This is a genomic window from Modestobacter muralis (assembly GCF_010682105.1).
In the GTDB taxonomy this organism is placed as follows: Bacteria; Actinomycetota; Actinomycetes; order Mycobacteriales; family Geodermatophilaceae; genus Modestobacter; species Modestobacter muralis.
In genome coordinates, this window is the sequence record NZ_JAAGWH010000033.1 from 15,688 (window position 1) to 34,415 (window position 18,728).

Below are 18,728 nucleotides of genomic sequence, written 5' to 3' on the forward strand. Positions count from 1 at the left end.
CCGCCCGGGTCACCCGGGTTGCCGGGTCACCCGAGTCGCCCGGTCGACCGGGTGGCCCCGGGCGAGCGGTCAGCGGGCGGTGCGCTCGACGACCGCGGTCACCGCGTCCTGGTAGCGCTGCCGGCTGAACCGGCGCAGCGCCGACTCCCGGCCGGCGGCGGCCAGCGAGCGGGCCAGCCCGGCGTCGTCGAGCAGCGAGCCGACCGCCCGGGCGAGGTCGGCGGGATCGCCGGGGGTGACCAGCAGGCCGGTCTCCCCGTCGGTGACGATCTCCCGCAGCCCCTGCACCGCCGAGACGACGACCGGGCGGCCGGCCAGCTGGGCCTCCACCGCGGTGTTGCCGAACGGCTCGGCCCGCGAGGGCACCAGGACGACGTCGGCCTGCGCGAGCGCGGGCCAGGTGGGGGAGGTGTACCCGGCGAACTCGACGGCGCCGGCGAGGTCGGGGCGGGCCGCGCGCTCGCGCAGCTGCTCCTCGAACCACTCGTAGCCGGGGAACACCGTGCCGCACAGCTGCAGGACGACGTCGCGGCCCTCCGCACGCAGCAGCCCGGCCGCCTCGAGGGCGACGTCGGTGCCCTTGCGCGGGGCGAGCCGGCCCACGAGCACGACGCGGCGCGGTCCGGTCGGGGCCGTGACCGGGGGCAGCGGCTCCGGCGGCCCGGCGACGCCGTTGTGCACCACCTCGGTGCGCCGCCGCAGGGCGGGCACCGCACGCAGCAGCGTGGCCGCGGCGGCGTTGCTGTTGACCACCACCGTGCGGGCCAGCAGCAGCGGGGCGTTGAGCAGGACACCGACCAGGCGGGGGGCGTCGTCCTCGGCCTCGTGCACGTGGCAGAGGGCCGGCCGCCCGGCGAGCCGGGCCGCGACCAGCCACAGCGGCACGGTGACGGTGTTGACGTAGACGACGGCGGGGTCCAGGGAGCGCAGCCGCCGGACCATCACCGGCAGCGCGCGGCTGGTGTCGACCACCAGGCCGAGCAACCCCGCCGGGCGCAGCAGCGACTTGCGCAGCACCGGCACGGGGAGCAGCTCCACCGCGGCCCCGGCGGCCTCGAGCCGGGCGCGCAGCGGGCCGTCGCCGGGGAGCGCCACGACGACCTCCCAGCCGGCGGCGGTCAGCCCGCCCACGCTCTCCACCAGCTGGAGGTCCGAGCCGTAGAGGTCGGCCGACGGGTGTGCGACGAGCACCGTCCTGCGCACGTGATCTCCTCGTTCCGGTCTCCCGGGCCGTGCCCGGGTCGTGCGGGGGAGCCCCCGACCCGTCGTCGGGAGGGGGCGGGTCGTCAGGCGCGCAGCGGGGACGCCGGCCCGGGCGGCCCACCGGCCAGCGGGTCGGTGCGCAGGTCGTCGGCCAGTCTGTCGCGCGAGGCGCCCTCGCCCAGCAGCGAGACGGCGAAGAAGGCCAGGAATGCCGGGGTGGCGTCGAACAGGCCGCTCTCCAGCACGCTGCGCCCGAGCAGGTAGACCAGCAGGCCGAGGAAGAGCGCGCGCTGCGGGCGCGGGGCGTGCCACGCCCCGCGCAGCGCCCACACCGCCCAGGCGCCGGCCACCAGCACGCCGAGCACCCCGGCCTGCACCAGCGCCGACACCCAGCTGCTGTCCAGCGGCTGGGTCTTCCAGTACTGGCCCTGGACGGCGATCTCCTTGACCGAGAGCCCGCCGCCGAACACCAGCTCCCAGCCCGACTCCGCCCAGGTGGTCGCGGCGCGCCAGGCGATCATCCGGGAGTGCAGGGTGCTGGTGCCCGCGCCGTCCCGTTCGGCGAAGCCGGTGGCCGCACCGGTGCCGGCCACGGCCAGCACGCCCAGCCCGCCCAGCAGCAGCACGCTGACGACCAGCCCGACGCGGGCCCGGCGCAGGTGCAGGCCGGTGACCAGGACCCCGACGAGCAGCATGAGCAGGCCGGTGCGCGAGCCGGTCTCCCAGATGACGGCCAGCGCCACGACGGCGGCCAGGGTGCCGGGCCCGCTGATCTCGCCGAGCACCGTGCGCCAGGCGACGTGGGCCACGACGACCCCGGCGAGCAGGGCCAGCTCGTTCGGGCTCAGCGGCGGCAGCCCCCCGGCCAGCCGGCCGGAGGAGAGCGTGGGCAGGCCGGTCAGCACCGCGACCAGCGCGATGGCCCCGCACGCCCGGGCCAGGGCGGTCGAGAACTCCAGCACGGTCGACGAGCGCAGCAGCAGCAGGACGGTCGCGGCCAGCACCACGAGCCGGACGGCGACCAGGCTGCTGGGCAGCAGCGTGCCGTGGGTCAGCGAGCCGAGCACCGAGCTGCTGAGCAGGACGGCGAGGAACCAGACCGAGCCGGTGCCCACCCGCCGCCGCGGTCCGGACGCCGCCAGCAGCAGCGCACCGGTGAGGGCCAGCACGCTGAGCAGGCCCTTGCCGGCCACGACCGGGTCCAGGGCGCCGGTGAAGTACTCGCCGCGCCGCCAGCCCACGGTGCTGGCCACCAGCAGCAGGGCCACCGCGGTGCGGGCCACCGCCCGCCGGGCGGGGTCGGTGGACGCGGCGTCCGGTCCCGGCCCGGGCGGGACGACGGGACGCCGGACCGGCGCCGCGGTCACCGGGGGGCGGGCGTGGCCCGCGGGGACCGCGAGCGCGTCGCCGCCGCGCGGGGGGCCGGCACCACGGTGGGCGTGCCCGGTGCGGCGCCGGCCGGGTCGGTGCCGGTGTCGATGGCCGGCGCCGGGCGGCGCCGGGGCGTGGGCGGGGTGAGCACGACGGCCAGCGCGGTCGCGCCGACCTCGCCGAGCAGGGTGCGCACCTCGGTCAGGTCAGCGGCCACCACCCGCCCGGTCGGGACGACGAGGACGACCGAGCTGCCCGCGGCCCGGCGCCAGGTGGCTACCGGGGCCAGCGGGTCGGTGACGGAGACCGACACCGGTGCCGCGCCCGACGGGTCGGCGGCCGGGGCGGCGCCGTCGAGCACGGCGGGCACGTCGCGGACGGAGAGCTCACGGGCGAGGTCGGCGGCGAAGGCGGTGGCGGCCTCCTGCTCCTCGGGGGACGGCGAGAGCACCAGCAGCGAGCCGGGCCGGTCGGCGCCCAGCAGGTCCAGCCGGCGGGCCAGCGTGGCGGCCGGGCGGCCGCTGAGCGCGCCCCGCCGGCGACCGGCCGGGGCGCTGAGGACCGACAGTCCGGGGTCGGCGCCCCAGGCCTGCCGGACGCCGTCCTCGTCGTGCACGGTCGGGTCGAGCCGGCTGCGCACGATGGCGGCGGCCAGGCCGAGGAACAGGCCCACGACCAGGCCCAGCGCCAGGACCGGCAGGGTCTGCGGCGTGGTCGGCCCGGCCGGCGCGGTGGCGGGGTTGGTGACGGTCAGCGCCACCGGTGAGGTCTTCGTGCCCGGCTGCTCGAGCTCCTCGACGACGTCGGTGAACTGCTCGGCCACCGCGTTGGCGACGGCCGCCGCCGTGTCCGGGTCGGCGAAGGTGGCGGTGACGTTGATCTGCGAGGTGTCGGCCGGGTTCGCCGCGCTCAGGTGGCCGCGCAGCTGCGGCACGGTCAGGCCCGTGCGCAGCTCGGCCTCGGCCGGGGCGAGCACCGCGGCGCTGACGGCGACGTCGGGGTAGCTCTCCACCCGCGCGCTGATGAACTGCGGGCTGGCGGTCCCCTCGGCCGAGGAGCTGACGAACACCTGGGCGGTGGCCTGGTAGGTCCGCGGGGCGAACAGCAGCACCGCGCCCGCCACCAGCAGGCAGGCCAGCAGCGTGCCGACGCCCGCGCGCCAGTGCCGGCGCAGCGCGCCGACGTAGTCCCTGAGTTCCATGTGTCTGCTCCCCGCCGTGCGGCACCGCCGCACCTGCTGCCGGCTCCACGCACGGCCGGTCGCCGTCCTGCCCTGATGTCCTGCTGAGTCTCCGGGCGCGGGACGGCGGGCCACCAGGGCTGACGAGGGGTGCTCACCCGTGCGAGGTGGACCGGCCCGCCGGCCGGGCACGGGCGGCTCCACCCACCGGGGGAGGGTCGTCACCCGCCGGTGTGCCGACCGGTGCCCGATGGGGTGACAGCCGCCGGATCGATGACGCTGTGTGACGTCTGCGGAGCTTCACTTGCCGACGAACAGGACGGTGAGCGGGATCGGACGGCGATCCCGTCACCGTGGGTGGCCATCGACCGCCAGCACAACGTCAGCGCCAGACGCACCGGGAGACGACATGACCGTGATCGGCTACGCCCCAGGGGCCTACGACCTCTTCCACGTCGGGCACCTCAACATCCTCCGGCACGCCGCCGAGCACTGCGACCACCTGATCGCCGGGGTCGTCTCCGACGAGGTGCTGCTGCTGACCAAGGGCCGGCTCCCGGTCGTGCCGCTGGCCGAGCGCATGGAGATCGTGGGCAACCTGCGCTTCGTCGACGGCGTCCACGCCGAGGTCGTCCCGGACAAGCTCGACACCTGGCGCGAGGTGCAGTTCGACGTGATCTTCAAGGGCGACGACTGGCGGGGCACCGCCAAGGGCGACAAGCTCGAGGCCGACTTCGCCGCCGTGGGCGTGGCCGTGCACTACTTCCCCTACACGATGCACACCTCGTCCACGCAGCTGCGCAAGGCGCTGGCCGCCCTGGACGCCGCCCGCCCCACGGGTGCCTCCGTCTCCGTCTGACCGGCCTCCCCGCCGGGGTCCGCGAGGTCGTGGAGGTCTCCTCCCGACGGTCCGCGGCGGTCCCGACAGCGGGTTAACCTGGGACTCGGCCCCCGCGCGCACCCGGCGCGCCGTGTGCGGCCCCTGAACCGGGAGTGTCCTGTCGTGAGCCTGCGCGGCGTGCTCGACGTCGTCCTGACCGACCCCGGCATGGCCTCGGTGGTGCAGCACGCAGGGCAGGCGCAGCTCGCGGTCACCGCGCCGCCGTCGGTCCAGCCGCTGGTCGCCGCCGCCCTGGCGGCCCGCCGTCCCGGTGGTGCCGGCGTGCCGGTGCTGGTGGTGACCGCCGGCGAGCGGGACGCCGACGCGCTCGCCTCGCTGCTGCGCTGCTTCGTGCCCGACTCCCGGGTCGAGGTCTTCCCGGCGTGGGAGACGCTGCCGCACGAGCGGCTGAGCCCCCGCGCGGACACCGTCGGCCGCCGGCTCGCGGTGCTGCGCGACCTCACCCACCCGGGCGCGAACGGCGGCGTCGACGTGCTCGTGGCCCCGGTGCGCAGCGTGCTGCAGCCGCTGGCCCCGGGGCTGGGCGACCTCGTCCCGGTGGAGCTGGCGCCGGGCCAGGCCGCCGAGCTCGACGACGTGGCCCAGGCGCTGTCCGACGCCGCCTACGTGCGGGTCGAGCTGGTCGAGAAGCGCGGGGAGTTCGCCGTCCGCGGTGGCCTGCTCGACGTCTTCCCGCCCACCGAGCAGCACCCGGTGCGGGTGGAGTTCTGGGGCGACGAGGTCGACGAGCTGCGGTACTTCTCCGCCGCCGACCAGCGTTCCCTCGACGAGCGCCCGGAGCGGCTCTGGGCCCCGCCGTGCCGCGAGCTGCTGCTCACCGACGAGGTGCGCGCCCGCGCCGTCCAGCTGGCGGTCGACCACCCGGAGCTCGCCGAGGTCGCCGGCAAGCTGGCCGAGGGCATCGCCGTGGAGGGCATGGAGTCCCTCATCCCCGCCCTCATCGGCGGCGAGGCGATGCAGCTGCTCACCGACCTGGTGCCCGCCGGCACGCACGTGCTGGTCTGCGACCCCGAGCGGGTGCGCAGCCGCGCCGCGGACCTGGTGCGCACCGCCGAGGAGTTCCTCGCCGCCTCCTGGCAGACCGCCGCCGAGGCCGGCCAGGCGCCGATCGACCTGGGCGCCTCCTCCTTCCAGGACCTCGGTGACGTCGAGGACGCCGCCCGCGGCCGCGGCCTGCCGTGGTGGACCACCGGCACCTTCACCCTCTCCCCGGACGACGACGACCAGCACGTGACCCTGGACGCCACCGGCGTCGAGCGCTTCCACGGCGACCAGGTGCGCGCCTTCGAGGCGCTGCGCATGTGGGGACGTGACGGCTGGCGGGTGGCGCTGACCTTCGCCGGCCCCGGCCCCGCCCAGCGCGCCGCCGACCAGCTCACCGAGGCCGACCTGGGCGCCCGGCTCGTCCCCGGCATCGAGGAGGTCCCGACCGCCGGGGCGCCGTTCGTGACCCAGGGCAACCTGGAGGCCGGGTTCGCCTTCCCCGCGGTCGGGCTGGCGCTGCTGACCGAGGGCGACCTCACCGGTCAGCGCGGCACCTCGATGAAGGACGCCACCAAGATGCCGGCCCGCCGGCGCAACGCCGTCGACCTGGTGCAGCTGCAGCCCGGTGACCTGGTGGTGCACGAGCAGCACGGCATCGGCCGGTACGTGGAGATGGTCAGCCGCACCGTGCACGGTGGCCAGCGCGACTACCTGATCGTCGAGTACGCACCGGGCAAGCGGAACCAGCCGCCCGACCGGCTCTTCGTGCCGACCGACGCCCTGGACCAGCTGACCCGCTACGTCGGCGGCGAGGCCCCGTCGCTGTCGAAGCTCGGCGGCGCGGACTGGCAGAAGACCAAGGCCTCGGCCCGCAAGGCGGTCAAGCAGATCGCCGCGGAGCTGATCCGGCTGTACTCGGCACGGATGGCCAGCAAGGGCCACGCGTTCGGCCCGGACACCATCTGGCAGCGCGAGCTGGAGGACGCCTTCCCCTTCACCGAGACGCCCGACCAGCTGGCTGCGATCGACGAGGTCAAGGCCGACATGCGCCAGCCCGTGCCGATGGACCGGATCATCTGCGGCGACGTCGGCTACGGCAAGACCGAGATCGCCATCCGCGCGGCGTTCAAGGCGGTGCAGGACGGCAAGCAGGTCGCCGTCCTGGTGCCGACGACACTGCTGGCCAACCAGCACTTCAAGACCTTCTCCGAGCGGATGGCCCAGTTCCCGGTCACCGTCGCGGTGCTGTCGCGCTTCCAGTCGACGACCGAGTCCAACGAGACGCTGCGCAAGCTGGCCGACGGCGAGGTCGACATCCTGGTCGGCACGCACCGGCTGCTGCAGCCGACCACCCGGTTCAAGGACCTCGGGCTGGTCATCGTCGACGAGGAGCAGCGCTTCGGCGTCGAGCACAAGGAGTACCTGAAGACGATGCGGACGGCGGTCGACGTCCTGTCGATGTCGGCCACCCCGATCCCGCGCACCCTGGAGATGAGCCTCACCGGCATCCGGGAGATGTCGACGATCCTCACCCCGCCGGAGGAGCGGCACCCGGTGCTGACCTACGTCGGCGCCTGGGAGGACAAGCAGATGGCCGCCGCGATCCGCCGCGAGCTGCTGCGCGACGGCCAGGTGTTCGTCATCCACAACCGGGTGCAGTCGATCGACAAGGCCGCGGCCAAGATCCGCAACCTGGTGCCCGAGGCCCGCATCGCGGTGGGCCACGGGCAGATGAAGGAGCACGAGCTCGAGCGGATCATGGTCGGCTTCTGGGAGAAGGAGTACGACGTCCTGATCGCCACCACGATCGTGGAGTCGGGCCTGGACATCCCCAACGCCAACACCCTCATCGTCGACCGGGCCGACATGTTCGGCCTCTCCCAGCTGCACCAGATCCGTGGCCGCGTCGGCCGTGGGCGGGAGCGCGCCTACGCGTACTTCACCTACGACCCGACCCGGCCGCTGACCGAGACCTCGGTCGACCGGCTGACCACCATCGCCAACAACACCGACCTCGGCGCCGGCATGGCGGTGGCGATGAAGGACCTGGAGATCCGCGGCTCGGGCAACCTGCTGGGCGGCGAGCAGTCCGGGCACATCGCCGGCGTCGGTTTCGACCTCTACGTGCGGCTGGTCGGTGAGGCGGTCAGCGACTACCGCGCCCAGGCCACGGGGGAGTCCCCGGCGGTGGAGCCGGCCGACGTCCGGGTCGACCTGCCGGTCGACGCACACCTGCCGCACGACTACCTGCCCGGCGAGCGGCTGCGGATGGAGGCCTACCGCAAGGTCGCCAGCGTGCAGGACGACGACCAGGCGCAGGCCGTGCTCGACGAGCTCACCGACCGCTACGGCCCCGCCCCCGACCCGGTGCTCAACCTGCTCGCCGTGGCCCGGTTCCGCGCGGCGATGCGGGCGCTGGGGGTCACCGAGGTGTCGATGCAGGGCCGCAACGTGCGCGTCGGGCCGGTGGAGCTGCGCGAGTCGCAGGTGATGAAGCTGTCCCGGCTCGCCGAGGGCGCCACCTACAAGGAGGCCGTGCGCACCGTGTCGATCAAGGTGCCCGTCGGGCCCGACCGCCGCACCCCGCTGCGCGACGTCGCCCTGCTGGAGAAGCTGCACACGCTGCTCACCGCCGTCCTCGCCCAGCCCGTCGCCGTCGCGTCCTAGCCCCGTCCCGCCCTCAGACGGTGATCAGGTGACCTGATCACCGTCTGTCCTCCCTCACCAACGTTGGTGCGGCAGGCCGGACGTTGGTGAGGGAGGACGTCGTCTGCGGGGCCGGGGGAGACTGGCGGCGTGCCGACCTTCGTGACCGTCAGCCCGCACCTGCCCGGACTCCTCGGCCCCACCGGCTGGCAGGCGGTCACCGCCATCGACCGGCTGGTCGCGCTGCCCGGCGCCGCCGCCACCGCCGAGGCGCTGCGGGAAGCCGGCACGGCGGTCACCGACCTCGCGACCCTGGCCGAGGTGCCCGCCGGCGCGGTCTGCCTGCTCACCCGCGCCGAGGTCCCCGAGGGCGCGACGGTGGTCGTCGGCGCCCCCGAGCCGCCCGGCGCCCGGCTGCTGGACGTCGTCGCGGTGATGGACCGGCTGCGCTCACCCGGCGGCTGCCCCTGGGACGCCGAGCAGACCCACGCCTCGCTGCGCGGCTACCTGCTGGAGGAGGCGCACGAGGCCTACGACGCGATCGTCGACGAGGACCCCGTCGGCATACGCGAGGAGCTCGGCGACGTCCTGCTCCAGGTCGTCTTCCACGCCCGGGTGGCGCAGGAGGCACCCTTCGGTGTCCCGTTCGACGTCGACGACGTGGCCGGTGACCTGGTGGACAAGCTGGTGCGCCGGCACCCGCACGTCTTCGCCGACGCCGGCCCGCGGGACGTCGCGGCCGTCGAGCGCGGCTGGGACGAGATCAAGAAGATCGAGAAGCAGCGCCGCTCGCCGACCGAGGGCGTCTCCCGCTCGCAGCCGGCCACCTCGTGGGGCGCGGCGCTGGCCGGCCGGGCCGCTCGGGCCGGGCTGCCGACCCCGCCCGCCGCCGAGCTGACCGCGACCGACGCCGCCGAGCTGGGGGAGCAGCTGCTCGGCATCGTCGTCGCCGCCCGGGAGCGCGGCTGGGACGCCGAGGACGCGCTGCGCACCGCCGTCCGCCGCTACGCCGACGCCCTGGACGCCGCCGCCCACGCCCGCCCTCCCCAGGCATAGGTACCAACACCCCCGTGTGCACCCGCCGGGACGCAGGTATCGGTACCAATGCCTCGGTGGCTGTGGGTGAACACACGGCCGGGACGGCGGCTGCGCACAGCAGGCGCACCTAGCGTGGAGGGCTCCGGCCAACGGCGTGCCCGGTCCTCCCGCCCGCGCCACCCGCCAGGAGCCCGTCCCGCATGCTCGTGCCCTCCCCGTTCCCCCTTGCTGTCGACGGCACCGTCTCCGAGGTGCTGCCGCAGGCCACCTGGCTCCTGCTCCTCGTCGTCGGCGGTGCCGCGCTGGCCGCCTGGCTGGTCGCGGTGGCCATCGGCACCGTGGTGCGCCGCTTCGCCGGCCGCAGCACGGCCGTCGCCGACCTGTCCCGGCGCGGACGCCGGCCGCTGCGGGTGCTGCTCGTGCTCGTCGCGGTGACGGTGGTGCTGGACTCGGCGACCGGGGTGGGGGAGTGGCGCGACGTCGTCGTCCGGGTGCTGGGCCTGGCCCTGATCGCGGTGGCCGCCTGGCTGGTCGCGGTCGCCGCCTTCGTCGTGGAGGACCTCGCGCTGGCCCGCTACGACGTCGACGTGGTGGACAACCGGCACGCCCGCCGGGTGCGCACCCAGGTCACGCTGGTGCGCCGGCTCACCGTCGCGGTGCTGGCCCTGCTGGCGATCGCCGGGATGCTGCTCACCTTCCCCGCGGCCCGGGCGGCCGGCACGTCGATCCTGGCCAGCGCCGGGGTGCTGTCGGTCGTGGCGGGTCTGGCCGCGCAGACCTCGCTGGCCAACGTGTTCGCCGGGCTGCAGCTGGCCTTCACCGACGCCATCCGGGTCGACGACGTCGTGGTCGTGCAGGAGGAGTGGGGGCGGATCGAGGAGATCACGCTGACCTACGTCGTCGTGCACGTCTGGGACGACCGCCGGCTCGTGCTCCCCTCGACGTACTTCACGACGACGCCCTTCCAGAACTGGACCCGCACCGAGTCCGCCGTCCTGGGCTCGATCGAGATCGACGTCGACTGGACGACGCCCTTCGACGAGATGCGCACCGCCCTGGACCGGATGCTCGACGAGAACAACCTGTGGGACGAGCGGGTCAAGGTCCTGCAGGTGACCGACGCGGTGAGCTCGGTGATCCGGGTCCGCGTGCTGGTCAGCGCCAAGGACGGCCCGACCCTGTTCGACCTGCGCTGCCAGGTGCGGGAGGCGCTGGTGGTCTGGCTGCAGCGCGAGCACGGCGCCTCGCTGCCGCGGGTCCGCACCGAGGGCGTGGGGGGCTTCGGCGTCGAGCGCGTCCCGGCCCCGGCGCTGCCGGGGTCCACGGACGCCGTGACCTCGCCCAACGCCGGCCTGTTCACCGGCAGTGTGGAGGCCCGGGAGCGGTCCCGGGCCTTCGCCGGTCCCAGCCCCGAGGAGCTCGCCGAACGGTCCCGCAACACCGCCGAGTCCCGTGACGAGCGGCCCGCTCCTCAGCCTTGAGTCGTCGCGTTCGGGTCGGAGCCCAGCAGCTGGGGGAGCCAGAACAGGACCGCCGCCGACAGCACGGTCGCGGCCAGGAAGCCCAGCACGCCGCTGCTGTCCACGTAGGCCCACAGCAGCCCGAGCACCGGGGCCAGGAACGGCAGCACGCCGTCGGCCCGCGCCTGCCGGGCCATCCCCAGCTCGGTGGCGGCGGGGACGACGGGCGCCTGCCGCACCTGCCCGCGGGGCTCCTTGCCGCGCAGCCGGCCCGAGGGCCACACCTCCGCGCCGTCCAGCACCGGCAGCACGAGACGGCCGCGGGCGGGGTCGCCGTGCACCGTGACCGGGGTCCCCGGCGTCAGCCGGTCCAGCTCCGGGGCCCAGTGCACCGGCAGCCAGCGCCGTCCGGCCGCGGTCGTCAGCTCCAGCCAGCTGCGCACCAGCAGCCCCTGGGCGACCACCACGTGGGTGGCCGGCACCGCCGTCGCCGGGCGGGTGCGCAGCCGGGGCCGCCCGAGCAGCCGGGCCAGGGTCAGTGCGGTGACCACCACCAGCACCAGCGCGACCAGCACCAGCCCGAACAGGACGTCGCCGGCCGCGGCGTGGGCGGCGTCCCCGTCGGTGTGCACGAGCGCCCGGGCACCGGCCGGGGCCACCGGGTCGTACTGCACGGTCAGCCGTGCGCCCACCGGCACCGGCAGCGGGCGGGGCAGCTCGAGGACCCCGGTGCGTGCGGTGCCGGCCGCGTCGGTGAAGGCGACGTCCAGCCCACGGCCGTCGGGTGCCGTGCCGGTCGCGGTCACCGTGGCCGGGGCGGTGGCGCTCGCCGCGGCCAGCGGCTCCCGCGCCGACCCGAGCCGGACGCCGAGCGCGACCAGCAGGACCAGGCCGACGACGACCACCGGCACCACCCCGAGCCGGAGCTGGCGGACGGCGCGGCGGTGCGGCCGCGGTGGGGGAGGCGGGGCGGGCGAGGTCATCGCCGGTCATCGTCCCAGGCCGCCCGGTTCCGGCGCGGTGTGTCCGCGGACCGGCCGGGCTGGCTAGGCTGCAGCCCGTGGCCAGCATCGAAGCCGTAGGCGCCCGAGAGATCCTCGACTCACGAGGCAACCCCACCGTGGAGGTCGAGGTCGCCCTCGACGACGGGACGATCACCCGGGCCGCCGTGCCCAGTGGTGCGTCCACCGGCGCCTTCGAGGCGGTGGAGCTGCGCGACGGAGGCACCCGCTACGGGGGCAAGGGCGTGACCCAGGCCGTCGACGGCGTCCTGGACGTCATCGGCCCCGAGCTCGTCGGCTTCGAGGCCGCCGAGCAGCGGCTGGTCGACCAGCGGCTGATCGACCTCGACGGCACCCCCGACAAGTCCCGCCTGGGCGCCAACGCGATCCTCGGCGTGAGCCTTGCCGTCGCCAAGGCCGCCGCCGAGTCCTCCGGCCTGCCGCTGTTCCGCTACGTCGGTGGCCCGTCGGCGCACCTGCTGCCCGTGCCGATGATGAACATCGTCAACGGCGGCGCCCACGCCGACAGCAACGTCGACGTCCAGGAGTTCATGATCGCCCCGATCGGGGCGGCGTCCTTCGCCGAGGCGCTGCAGGTCGGCACCGAGACCTACCACTCGCTCAAGGCCGTGCTGAAGAAGCGTGGGCTGTCCACCGGCCTGGGCGACGAGGGCGGCTTCGCCCCGTCGCTGCCCAGCAACCGCGACGCCCTCGACCTGATCGTCGAGGCCGTGCAGAACGCCGGCTACACCGTCGGCACCGACATCGCCTTCGCCCTGGACGTCGCGGCCAGCGAGTTCCACAGCGCCGAGGGCTACGCCTTCGAGGGCTCGATGAAGTCCTCCGACGAGCTCATCGAGTACTACACGGGCCTGGTCGACGCCTACCCGATCGTCTCCATCGAGGACCCCCTCGACGAGGAGGACTGGGACGGCTGGGTCGCCATGACCACCGCCCTGGGCACGCGCGTCCAGCTGGTCGGTGACGACCTGTTCGTCACCAACCCCACCCGGCTGGCCGACGGCATCGGCCGCGGCGCGGCGAACGCGCTGCTGGTCAAGGTGAACCAGATCGGCACGCTCACCGAGACCCTCGACGCGGTCGACCTGGCCCACCGCAGCGGCTACCGCTCGATGATGAGCCACCGCTCGGGCGAGACCGAGGACACCACGATCGCCGACCTCGCCGTGGCCACCAACTGCGGCCAGATCAAGACCGGTGCCCCGGCCCGCAGTGAGCGCGTGGCCAAGTACAACCAGCTGCTGCGCATCGAGGAGGAGCTGGACGACGCCGCGCGTTACGCCGGCGCCGCCGCGTTCCCGCGGCTGGCCGCCCGCCAGGGCTGATCTGCGCATGAGCTCCGCCCGCACCCGTCGCGCCCGGCCCGGTGGCTCACGCCGCCGGACCTCGTCGGGGCCGGTGCGGGCGGGCTCGCGCGGTGCGGCCGACAGCCGGCCCGGCCGGCGCACCACCCGCAGCCCGGCCCGCACCGCCCCCGTCCGCCGCGGGCCGCGGTTCACCGGCCGCACGGTGCTGCTCGCCGCGACGGTGCTGCTGCTCGCGCTGACCCTGGCCGGGCCGCTGCGGCAGTACGTCGCCGGCCGCGAGCAGCTGGCCGAGCTGGCCGCCGAGCAGTCCGCGCTGTCCCAGCGCGCAGCCGACCTGCAGGCGCAGCTGGACCAGCGCGCGGACCCCGCCTACATCGAGCAGCAGGCCCGTGAGCGGCTCACCCTCGTGCCGCCGGGCAGCCGGCTGGTCATCGTCGGGGACGCCGGCGGCCCCGGTGACACGGCCGAGGCGCCCGCCGGGGTGCCCGACTCAGCTGCCCCGCTGCCCTGGTACGAGGCGCTCCTGGACTCGGTGGCCCGGGCCGACGGCTGACGTCGGAGGACCCGCCCCCATCACGAGCAACCTCGTGGTGGGGCCCGGCCAGGGGATCGTCCCGGTGCGTCACCGGGGGCCGTGCGCGTCGCCGGGCCGCCGTCCCGCAGACTCGGGGCGTGAGCGAGCGTGCGACCGGACCAGAGACCAGCCCCGCTGCCGGCCCCGGGCCGGTGGTGGCCCCGCCGTCCCCGCCGGTCACCGCCGAGGAGCGCGCGGTCATCGCCCGCCAGCTCGGCCGCCCGCCCCGGGCCCTGGTCGGGGTGGCGCACCGCTGCCCGTGCGGCCAGCCCGACGTCGTCGAGACCTCGCCCCGGCTGGAGGACGGCACCCCGTTCCCCACGCTGTACTACCTGACCTGCCCACGGGCGACCGCCGCGGCCAGCCGGCTGGAGTCCGCCGGCCGGATGCGGGAGTGGCAGGAGGAGCTGGGCCGTGACCCCGAGCTCGCCGCCGCCTACCTCGCCGCGCACGAGAGCTTCCTGGCCACCCGCGACGCCCGCGACGTCCTGCCCACCCGGGCGACCGCCGGCGGCATGCCCGACCGGGTCAAGTGCCTGCACGCGCTCGCCGGGCACGCGCTCGCCGCGGGCCCGGGCGTGAACCCCATCGGTGACCGCGCGGTCGCCGAGATGGGGGAGTGGTGGGCCGCCGGCCCGTGCGCCCAGCCCAGCCCCACCGACCCGGAGGACGTGCGATGAGGGTCGCTGCCATCGACTGCGGCACCAACTCCATCCGGCTGCTGGTCGCCGACGTCCCGCCCGCGGGCCCGGCGACCGACCTGCTCCGCCGGATGGAGGTCGTCCGGCTCGGCCAGGGCGTCGACGCCACCGGCCGGCTCGCCCCGGAGGCGATCGAGCGCACCCGCCTGGTGCTGGCCGAGTACGCCGCCCAGGCCCGCGAGCTGGGTGCCGAGCGGGTGCGGATGGTCGCCACCAGTGCCAGCCGGGACGCCGCCAACCGGGCCGACTTCGAGCAGATGGTGCTCACCACGCTCGGTCAGCTCCCCGACGTCGTCCCCGGGGTGGAGGAGGCCGGGCTGTCCTTCCTCGGCGCCACCGCGTCGCTGACCGGGATCACCGCGCCGTACCTCGTCGTCGACATCGGTGGCGGGTCCACGGAGTTCGTGCTGGGCGACGCCGACGGCGTACGCGCCGCCCGGTCGGTCGACATCGGCTGCGTGCGGCTCACCGAGCGCCACCTGCGCAGCGACCCGCCGCCGCCGGACGAGGTGCAGGGCGCCGAGGCCGACATCCGGGCCGCGCTGGCGCTGGTCGCCGCGGAGGTGCCGGTGGGGGAGACCGTGAGCCTGGTCGGGGTGGCCGGCACGGTCACCACCGTCGCCGCGCTCGCCCTCGGGCTGCCCAGCTACGACCCCGACGCCATCCACGGTTCACGCATCCCGGTCGCCGCCGTCCGCTCGGTCGCCGCGGGGCTGCTCACCGCGACCCGCGCCAAGCGGGCCGCGTACCCCGTCATGCACCCGGGCCGGGTCGACGTCATCGGCGCCGGCTCGCTCATCCTGCGGGTGGTCATGGACGCCTTCGACCTCGACGAGGTCGTCGTCAGCGAGCACGACATCCTCGACGGCATCGCCCTCCGCCTGGCGCGGTCCTGACGTAGCACGGACCAGGCAAAGGAACCTCTACCTGTGGGTTTTGGGGCAGCAGCGCAGGTGAAGGTTCCTTTGCCTGAACGGGCCGGGTTCAGGCGGCGCTGTCGGCGTTCATGTCCGGGGGCAGCTCACCGGTGATCGCCTCGTAGAGCGAGGTGGCCACGCGGGCGGCCACCAGCCGGCCGGCCGCCACGAGGACGCCGGAGACCGCCGCCCACGCGAGCGCCTCGCCCCAGCCGACGCCGGGGGCGGCCGGGTTCTTCGGCGGCGGGTAGCCCCGCACCTTCTCCCACGCCAGGTCGGCGAGCTTCTTGACCATGATCCCGGTCGGCACGGCCAGCCCCAGCCCGAGCAGCTTGTAGAGCCCGGGCTCCTTCTCCGCCTGCTTCTTCTTCGCCACGACCCGATCCTGCCCCAGGGGCACCGCGGCGCGCCCACCGGTCGCGTGCTCTGCTGTGGCCATGGCACGCGACGCCGACGGCTTCCCGGTCACCCGCAGCGCTGGCGGGGTGCGGCGCGGGGCCGCCGGGTCCCGGGAGCTGGCCGTCCTCGACGAGCGCATCTCCGGCTGCCGCGCCTGCCCCCGGCTGGTCGCCTGGCGCGAGGAGGTCGCCGAGGTCAAGCGCGCCTCGTTCCGCGACGAGGAGTACTGGGGCCGCCCGGTGCCCGGCCTGGGGCCGGCCGACGCCCGGATCGCCGTCGTCGGGCTGGCACCGGCCGCGCACGGCGGGAACCGCACCGGCCGGGTCTTCACCGGCGACCGCAGCGGCGACTGGATCTTCGCCGCGCTGTGGCGGGCCGGGCTGGCCAACCAGCCGACCTCGGTCCACCGGGACGACGGGCTGCAGCTGACCGACGTCCGGGTGTGCGCCGCCGTCCGCTGCGCCCCGCCGGCCAACGCCCCGACCCCGCAGGAGCGGGACACCTGCTCGCCCTGGCTGGCCCGCGAGCTCGCCCTGCTGCCCCGGCTGCGGGTGGTCCTCGTCCTCGGCGGCTTCGGCTGGACGGCGCTGTGGCCGGTGCTGGCCGAGGCAGGGGTGCCGCTGCCCCGCCCGCGGCCGGCCTTCGGGCACGGGGTGGAGGTGCCCCTGACCGGTCCGAACGGCCCGCTCACCCTCCTGGGCAGCTACCACGTGAGCCAGCAGAACACCTTCACCGGCGTGCTGACCGAGCCGATGCTGGACGCCGTGCTCACCCGGGCCACCGAGCTGGCAAGCTCCTGAGCAGCTGAGCCCCCGTAGCCCAATCGGCAGAGGCAGACCCCTTAAAAGGGTCGCAGTGTCGGTTCGAACCCGACCGGGGGCACTCGTGCGGGTGACCGGGCCGGAACGGGAACTCACCGCCCCCACCTGGCGTTGGAACAGACAGCGTGGGACGCACAGACGGTCCCACGGCCCGACCAGTCACCTCGAGGAGATGACGATGCCCAGCAGCAACCCGGCCTTCAGTCGGGGGTTCCCCGCGGCCGGCAACGGCCAGTACGCCGGCTGGGGCGCAGGCCCGCAGCAGACGACCGGCGCGGTGCCCACCCAGTACGACCCGTACGGCAAGCCGGTCCAGTCGCCCTACGCGGCCACCGACCGCGCCTACATGACGATGGACGACGTCGTCACCAAGACCGGCATCAGCTTCCTGGTGACGGTGCTGTCCGCCGCGGCCACGTGGGCGCTCCTGCCCGAGAGCCTGGCCTGGGGTCTGGCGATCCCGGCGGTCCTGGTCGCGTTCGTGCTCGGCATGGTGATCTCGTTCAAGCAGATCGCCAACCCGGCCGCCACGCTGGCGTACGGCATCCTGTACGGCGTCGCACTGGGCGCCATCAGCGAGGCCTTCAACGACATCTACCCCGGCATCGTCATGCAGGCGCTCATCGGCACGTTCGGTGTCTTCGCCGGCATGCTGGTCGTCTACAAGACCGGCGCCATCCGGGTCACCCCCAAGCTGACCCGCTGGGTCGTCGGTGCCCTCGTCGGTGCCCTGGTGCTCACCCTGGTCAACGTCGTGGTCGGCCTGTTCACCGACGGTGACCCGCTGAACCTGCGCGACGGCGGCCCGGTCGCCATCGGCTTCAGCCTGCTGATGATCGGCATCGCGGCGTTCATGCTGCTGCTGGACTTCGACGCTGCCGACGAGGCCATCCGCCGCGGCGCCCCGCCGAAGTTCGCCTGGTACATCGCCTTCGGCCTGCTCGTCACGGTCGTCTGGCTGTACATGGAGATCCTGCGACTCCTGAGCTACTTCCGGGAGTGACCTCCCCCCGGGACTGAGCTGGTCCCAGCACCGACAGACCGTGGCCCGGTCCCCGCGAGGGGGCCGGGCCACGGTCGTGTGTGCGGGCCGCCCTGTCGAGGACGGCGCAGGGCTCAGGAGACGACGGGCTCGGTGGGCACCTGGTCCGGGTCGGCCACCGTGATCTCCGTGGGTGCGCGCCGGCGCAGCCGGGCCCACGGCCCGCGCGGGCCGGTCTCCGACCCGCGGACGGCGGTCGGCTGCACCTCGGTGCCGGTGCGCCCGGCGGCCTTGGCGGCAGCCTGCGCGATCGGGCGGACGGTGTTGCGGCGCAGCCGCAGACCGCGGTCCAGCGCGGCCGGCCAGACACCGAGGGAGTCGGCGACCGAGGGCAGCAGCACCGCCGCGGCGGCGGCGTACCCGGCCGCCGAGGGGTGGAACTCGTCGCTGCTGAACATCGTCCGGTCGCTGGCGAAGGCCGGCCCGAGCACCGAGCCGAGGGAGACCGTGCGGCCGCCGGCGGCCACCACGGCGATGGTCTGCGCGGCCGCCAGGTTGCGGCTCCACCGGCGGGCCATCAGGCGCAGCGGCTGGCGGATCGGCCGGATCGTGCCCAGGTCCGGGCAGGTGCCCACGACGACCTCGCTGCCGGCCTCGCGCAGCCGGCGCACCGCGTCGGCCAGGTGCGCGACGGAGACCGCCGGCCGGGTGCGGCTGGTGACGTCGTTGGCGCCGATCATGATCACCGCGACGTCGGGGTGCTCGGCCAGCGCCACGTCCACCTGGGCGTCGAGCCGGCTCGAGGTGGCCCCGGACACCGCGAACTTCGCCAGCCGGACGGGGCGCTCGGCCAGCTCGGCCAGCGCCGAGGCGACGAAGACGCCGGGGGTCTCGGCGGCGCGCTCGACCCCGAGCCCGACCGCGCTGGAGTCGCCCAGGACCGCCAGCACGATCGGCGTGCCCGGTCCGCGGCCGTAGCGGCCGTTGCCGGTGGGCGGGTCGGCCTGGGTGCGGTGGGACTGCACCGTGCGGCGGGCCGCCCGGGCCTCCTGGCGCAGCAGCGTCACCAGTGCCGCACCGGCCAGGCCGACGCCGCCGCCGCCGTAGACGGCCCCGGTCGCCAGCCTGCGGGCCCTGCTCGCTCGCGTCACGCGGTCCCGCCCCTCTCCACCGGCCCTGCCGTCGCGTCCTGCGCAGGAGCACCGGCTCCCACGTTAGTTGC

16 protein-coding genes and 1 tRNA gene are annotated in these 18,728 nt (G+C 75.4%); 11 read left to right on the forward strand and 6 right to left on the reverse strand.

All coding sequences use genetic code 11. The features are described 5' to 3' along the window. Positions 1-69: 69 nt before the first annotated feature. The 3 genes from GCU67_RS11815 to GCU67_RS11825 form a co-directional block, all read right to left on the reverse strand. Entirely contained in the window at positions 70-1,203 is a 1,134-nt protein-coding gene (locus tag GCU67_RS11815) for a glycosyltransferase (RefSeq protein WP_163611420.1), read from the reverse strand. Between the two features lie 83 nt (positions 1,204-1,286). Continuing rightward, positions 1,287-2,570 (reverse strand): hypothetical protein, encoded by a 1,284-nt coding sequence (locus GCU67_RS11820; RefSeq protein WP_163611421.1) that lies wholly within the window; start codon positions 2,568-2,570, stop codon positions 1,287-1,289. Next, on the reverse strand, positions 2,567-3,775 hold the full coding sequence (locus tag GCU67_RS11825; RefSeq protein WP_163611422.1) for a YveK family protein: 1,209 nt from the start codon (positions 3,773-3,775) through the stop codon (positions 2,567-2,569). Before GCU67_RS11825 ends, GCU67_RS11820 begins: the two co-directional genes overlap by 4 nt. 388 nt (positions 3,776-4,163) lie before the next feature. Here GCU67_RS11825 and GCU67_RS11830 point away from each other — a divergent pair, with 388 nt between their 5' ends. The 4 genes from GCU67_RS11830 to GCU67_RS11845 all read left to right on the forward strand — a co-directional run bounded on the left by GCU67_RS11830 (position 4,164) and on the right by GCU67_RS11845 (position 10,804). Then, a complete protein-coding gene (locus GCU67_RS11830) occupies positions 4,164-4,613 on the forward strand; it encodes an FAD synthase family protein (RefSeq protein ID WP_163611423.1) in 450 nt (149 codons plus the stop codon). A gap of 144 nt (positions 4,614-4,757) precedes the next feature. After that, on the forward strand, positions 4,758-8,306 hold the full coding sequence (gene mfd / locus GCU67_RS11835; protein WP_163611424.1) for a transcription-repair coupling factor: 3,549 nt from the start codon (positions 4,758-4,760) through the stop codon (positions 8,304-8,306). A gap of 129 nt (positions 8,307-8,435) precedes the next feature. Then, positions 8,436-9,341 (forward strand): MazG nucleotide pyrophosphohydrolase domain-containing protein, encoded by a 906-nt coding sequence (locus GCU67_RS11840; protein WP_163611425.1) that lies wholly within the window; start codon positions 8,436-8,438, stop codon positions 9,339-9,341. A gap of 182 nt (positions 9,342-9,523) precedes the next feature. Beyond that, the gene (locus tag GCU67_RS11845) at positions 9,524-10,804 is read left to right on the forward strand and encodes a mechanosensitive ion channel family protein (RefSeq protein WP_163611426.1); all 1,281 of its coding nucleotides are present in this window, start codon (positions 9,524-9,526) and stop codon (positions 10,802-10,804) included. Here GCU67_RS11845 and GCU67_RS11850 read toward each other — a convergent pair. Continuing rightward, positions 10,795-11,766 carry a hypothetical protein gene (locus GCU67_RS11850; RefSeq protein WP_163611427.1) on the reverse strand — a complete coding sequence of 324 codons (972 nt, stop codon included), beginning with the start codon at positions 11,764-11,766 and terminating at the stop codon, positions 10,795-10,797. The genes GCU67_RS11845 and GCU67_RS11850 overlap by 10 nt on opposite strands. Positions 11,767-11,843: 77 nt before the next feature. Between GCU67_RS11850 and eno the strand changes: the two genes are divergently transcribed. The 4 genes from eno (at position 11,844) to GCU67_RS11870 (ending at position 15,283) form a co-directional block, all read left to right on the forward strand. Continuing rightward, on the forward strand, positions 11,844-13,130 hold the full coding sequence (gene eno / locus GCU67_RS11855) for a phosphopyruvate hydratase (RefSeq protein WP_163611428.1): 1,287 nt from the start codon (positions 11,844-11,846) through the stop codon (positions 13,128-13,130). A 7-nt stretch (positions 13,131-13,137) separates the two neighbouring features. Beyond that, on the forward strand, positions 13,138-13,665 hold the full coding sequence (locus GCU67_RS11860; RefSeq protein ID WP_211661240.1) for a septum formation initiator family protein: 528 nt from the start codon (positions 13,138-13,140) through the stop codon (positions 13,663-13,665). A gap of 119 nt (positions 13,666-13,784) precedes the next feature. Beyond that, the gene (locus GCU67_RS11865; protein WP_338104955.1) at positions 13,785-14,366 is read left to right on the forward strand and encodes a DUF501 domain-containing protein; all 582 of its coding nucleotides are present in this window, start codon (positions 13,785-13,787) and stop codon (positions 14,364-14,366) included. Further along, the gene (locus GCU67_RS11870) at positions 14,363-15,283 is read left to right on the forward strand and encodes a Ppx/GppA phosphatase family protein (protein ID WP_163611429.1); all 921 of its coding nucleotides are present in this window, start codon (positions 14,363-14,365) and stop codon (positions 15,281-15,283) included. Before GCU67_RS11865 ends, GCU67_RS11870 begins: the two co-directional genes overlap by 4 nt. A gap of 88 nt (positions 15,284-15,371) precedes the next feature. On the opposite strand, the gene GCU67_RS11875 is transcribed toward GCU67_RS11870, so the two are convergent. After that, positions 15,372-15,680, reverse strand: coding sequence for a DUF4235 domain-containing protein (locus tag GCU67_RS11875; protein ID WP_163611430.1), 309 nt, complete (start codon positions 15,678-15,680; stop codon positions 15,372-15,374). Between the two features lie 61 nt (positions 15,681-15,741). Between GCU67_RS11875 and GCU67_RS11880 the strand changes: the two genes are divergently transcribed. From GCU67_RS11880 to GCU67_RS11890, 3 genes are all read left to right on the forward strand, one after another. Beyond that, a complete protein-coding gene (locus GCU67_RS11880) occupies positions 15,742-16,503 on the forward strand; it encodes a uracil-DNA glycosylase (RefSeq protein WP_246215015.1) in 762 nt (253 codons plus the stop codon). Between the two features lie 8 nt (positions 16,504-16,511). Continuing rightward, a tRNA-Leu gene (locus GCU67_RS11885) sits at positions 16,512-16,585 on the forward strand. 117 nt (positions 16,586-16,702) lie between these two features. Continuing rightward, entirely contained in the window at positions 16,703-17,527 is an 825-nt protein-coding gene (locus GCU67_RS11890) for a Bax inhibitor-1/YccA family protein (RefSeq protein ID WP_163611431.1), read from the forward strand. Positions 17,528-17,640: 113 nt separating this feature from the next. Here the strand turns inward: GCU67_RS11890 and GCU67_RS11895 are convergent, their stop codons facing one another. Beyond that, complete coding sequence (locus GCU67_RS11895) at positions 17,641-18,657, reverse strand: GDSL-type esterase/lipase family protein (protein ID WP_163611432.1); 1,017 nt, start codon at positions 18,655-18,657, stop codon at positions 17,641-17,643. Between the last annotated feature and the right edge of the window lie 71 nt (positions 18,658-18,728).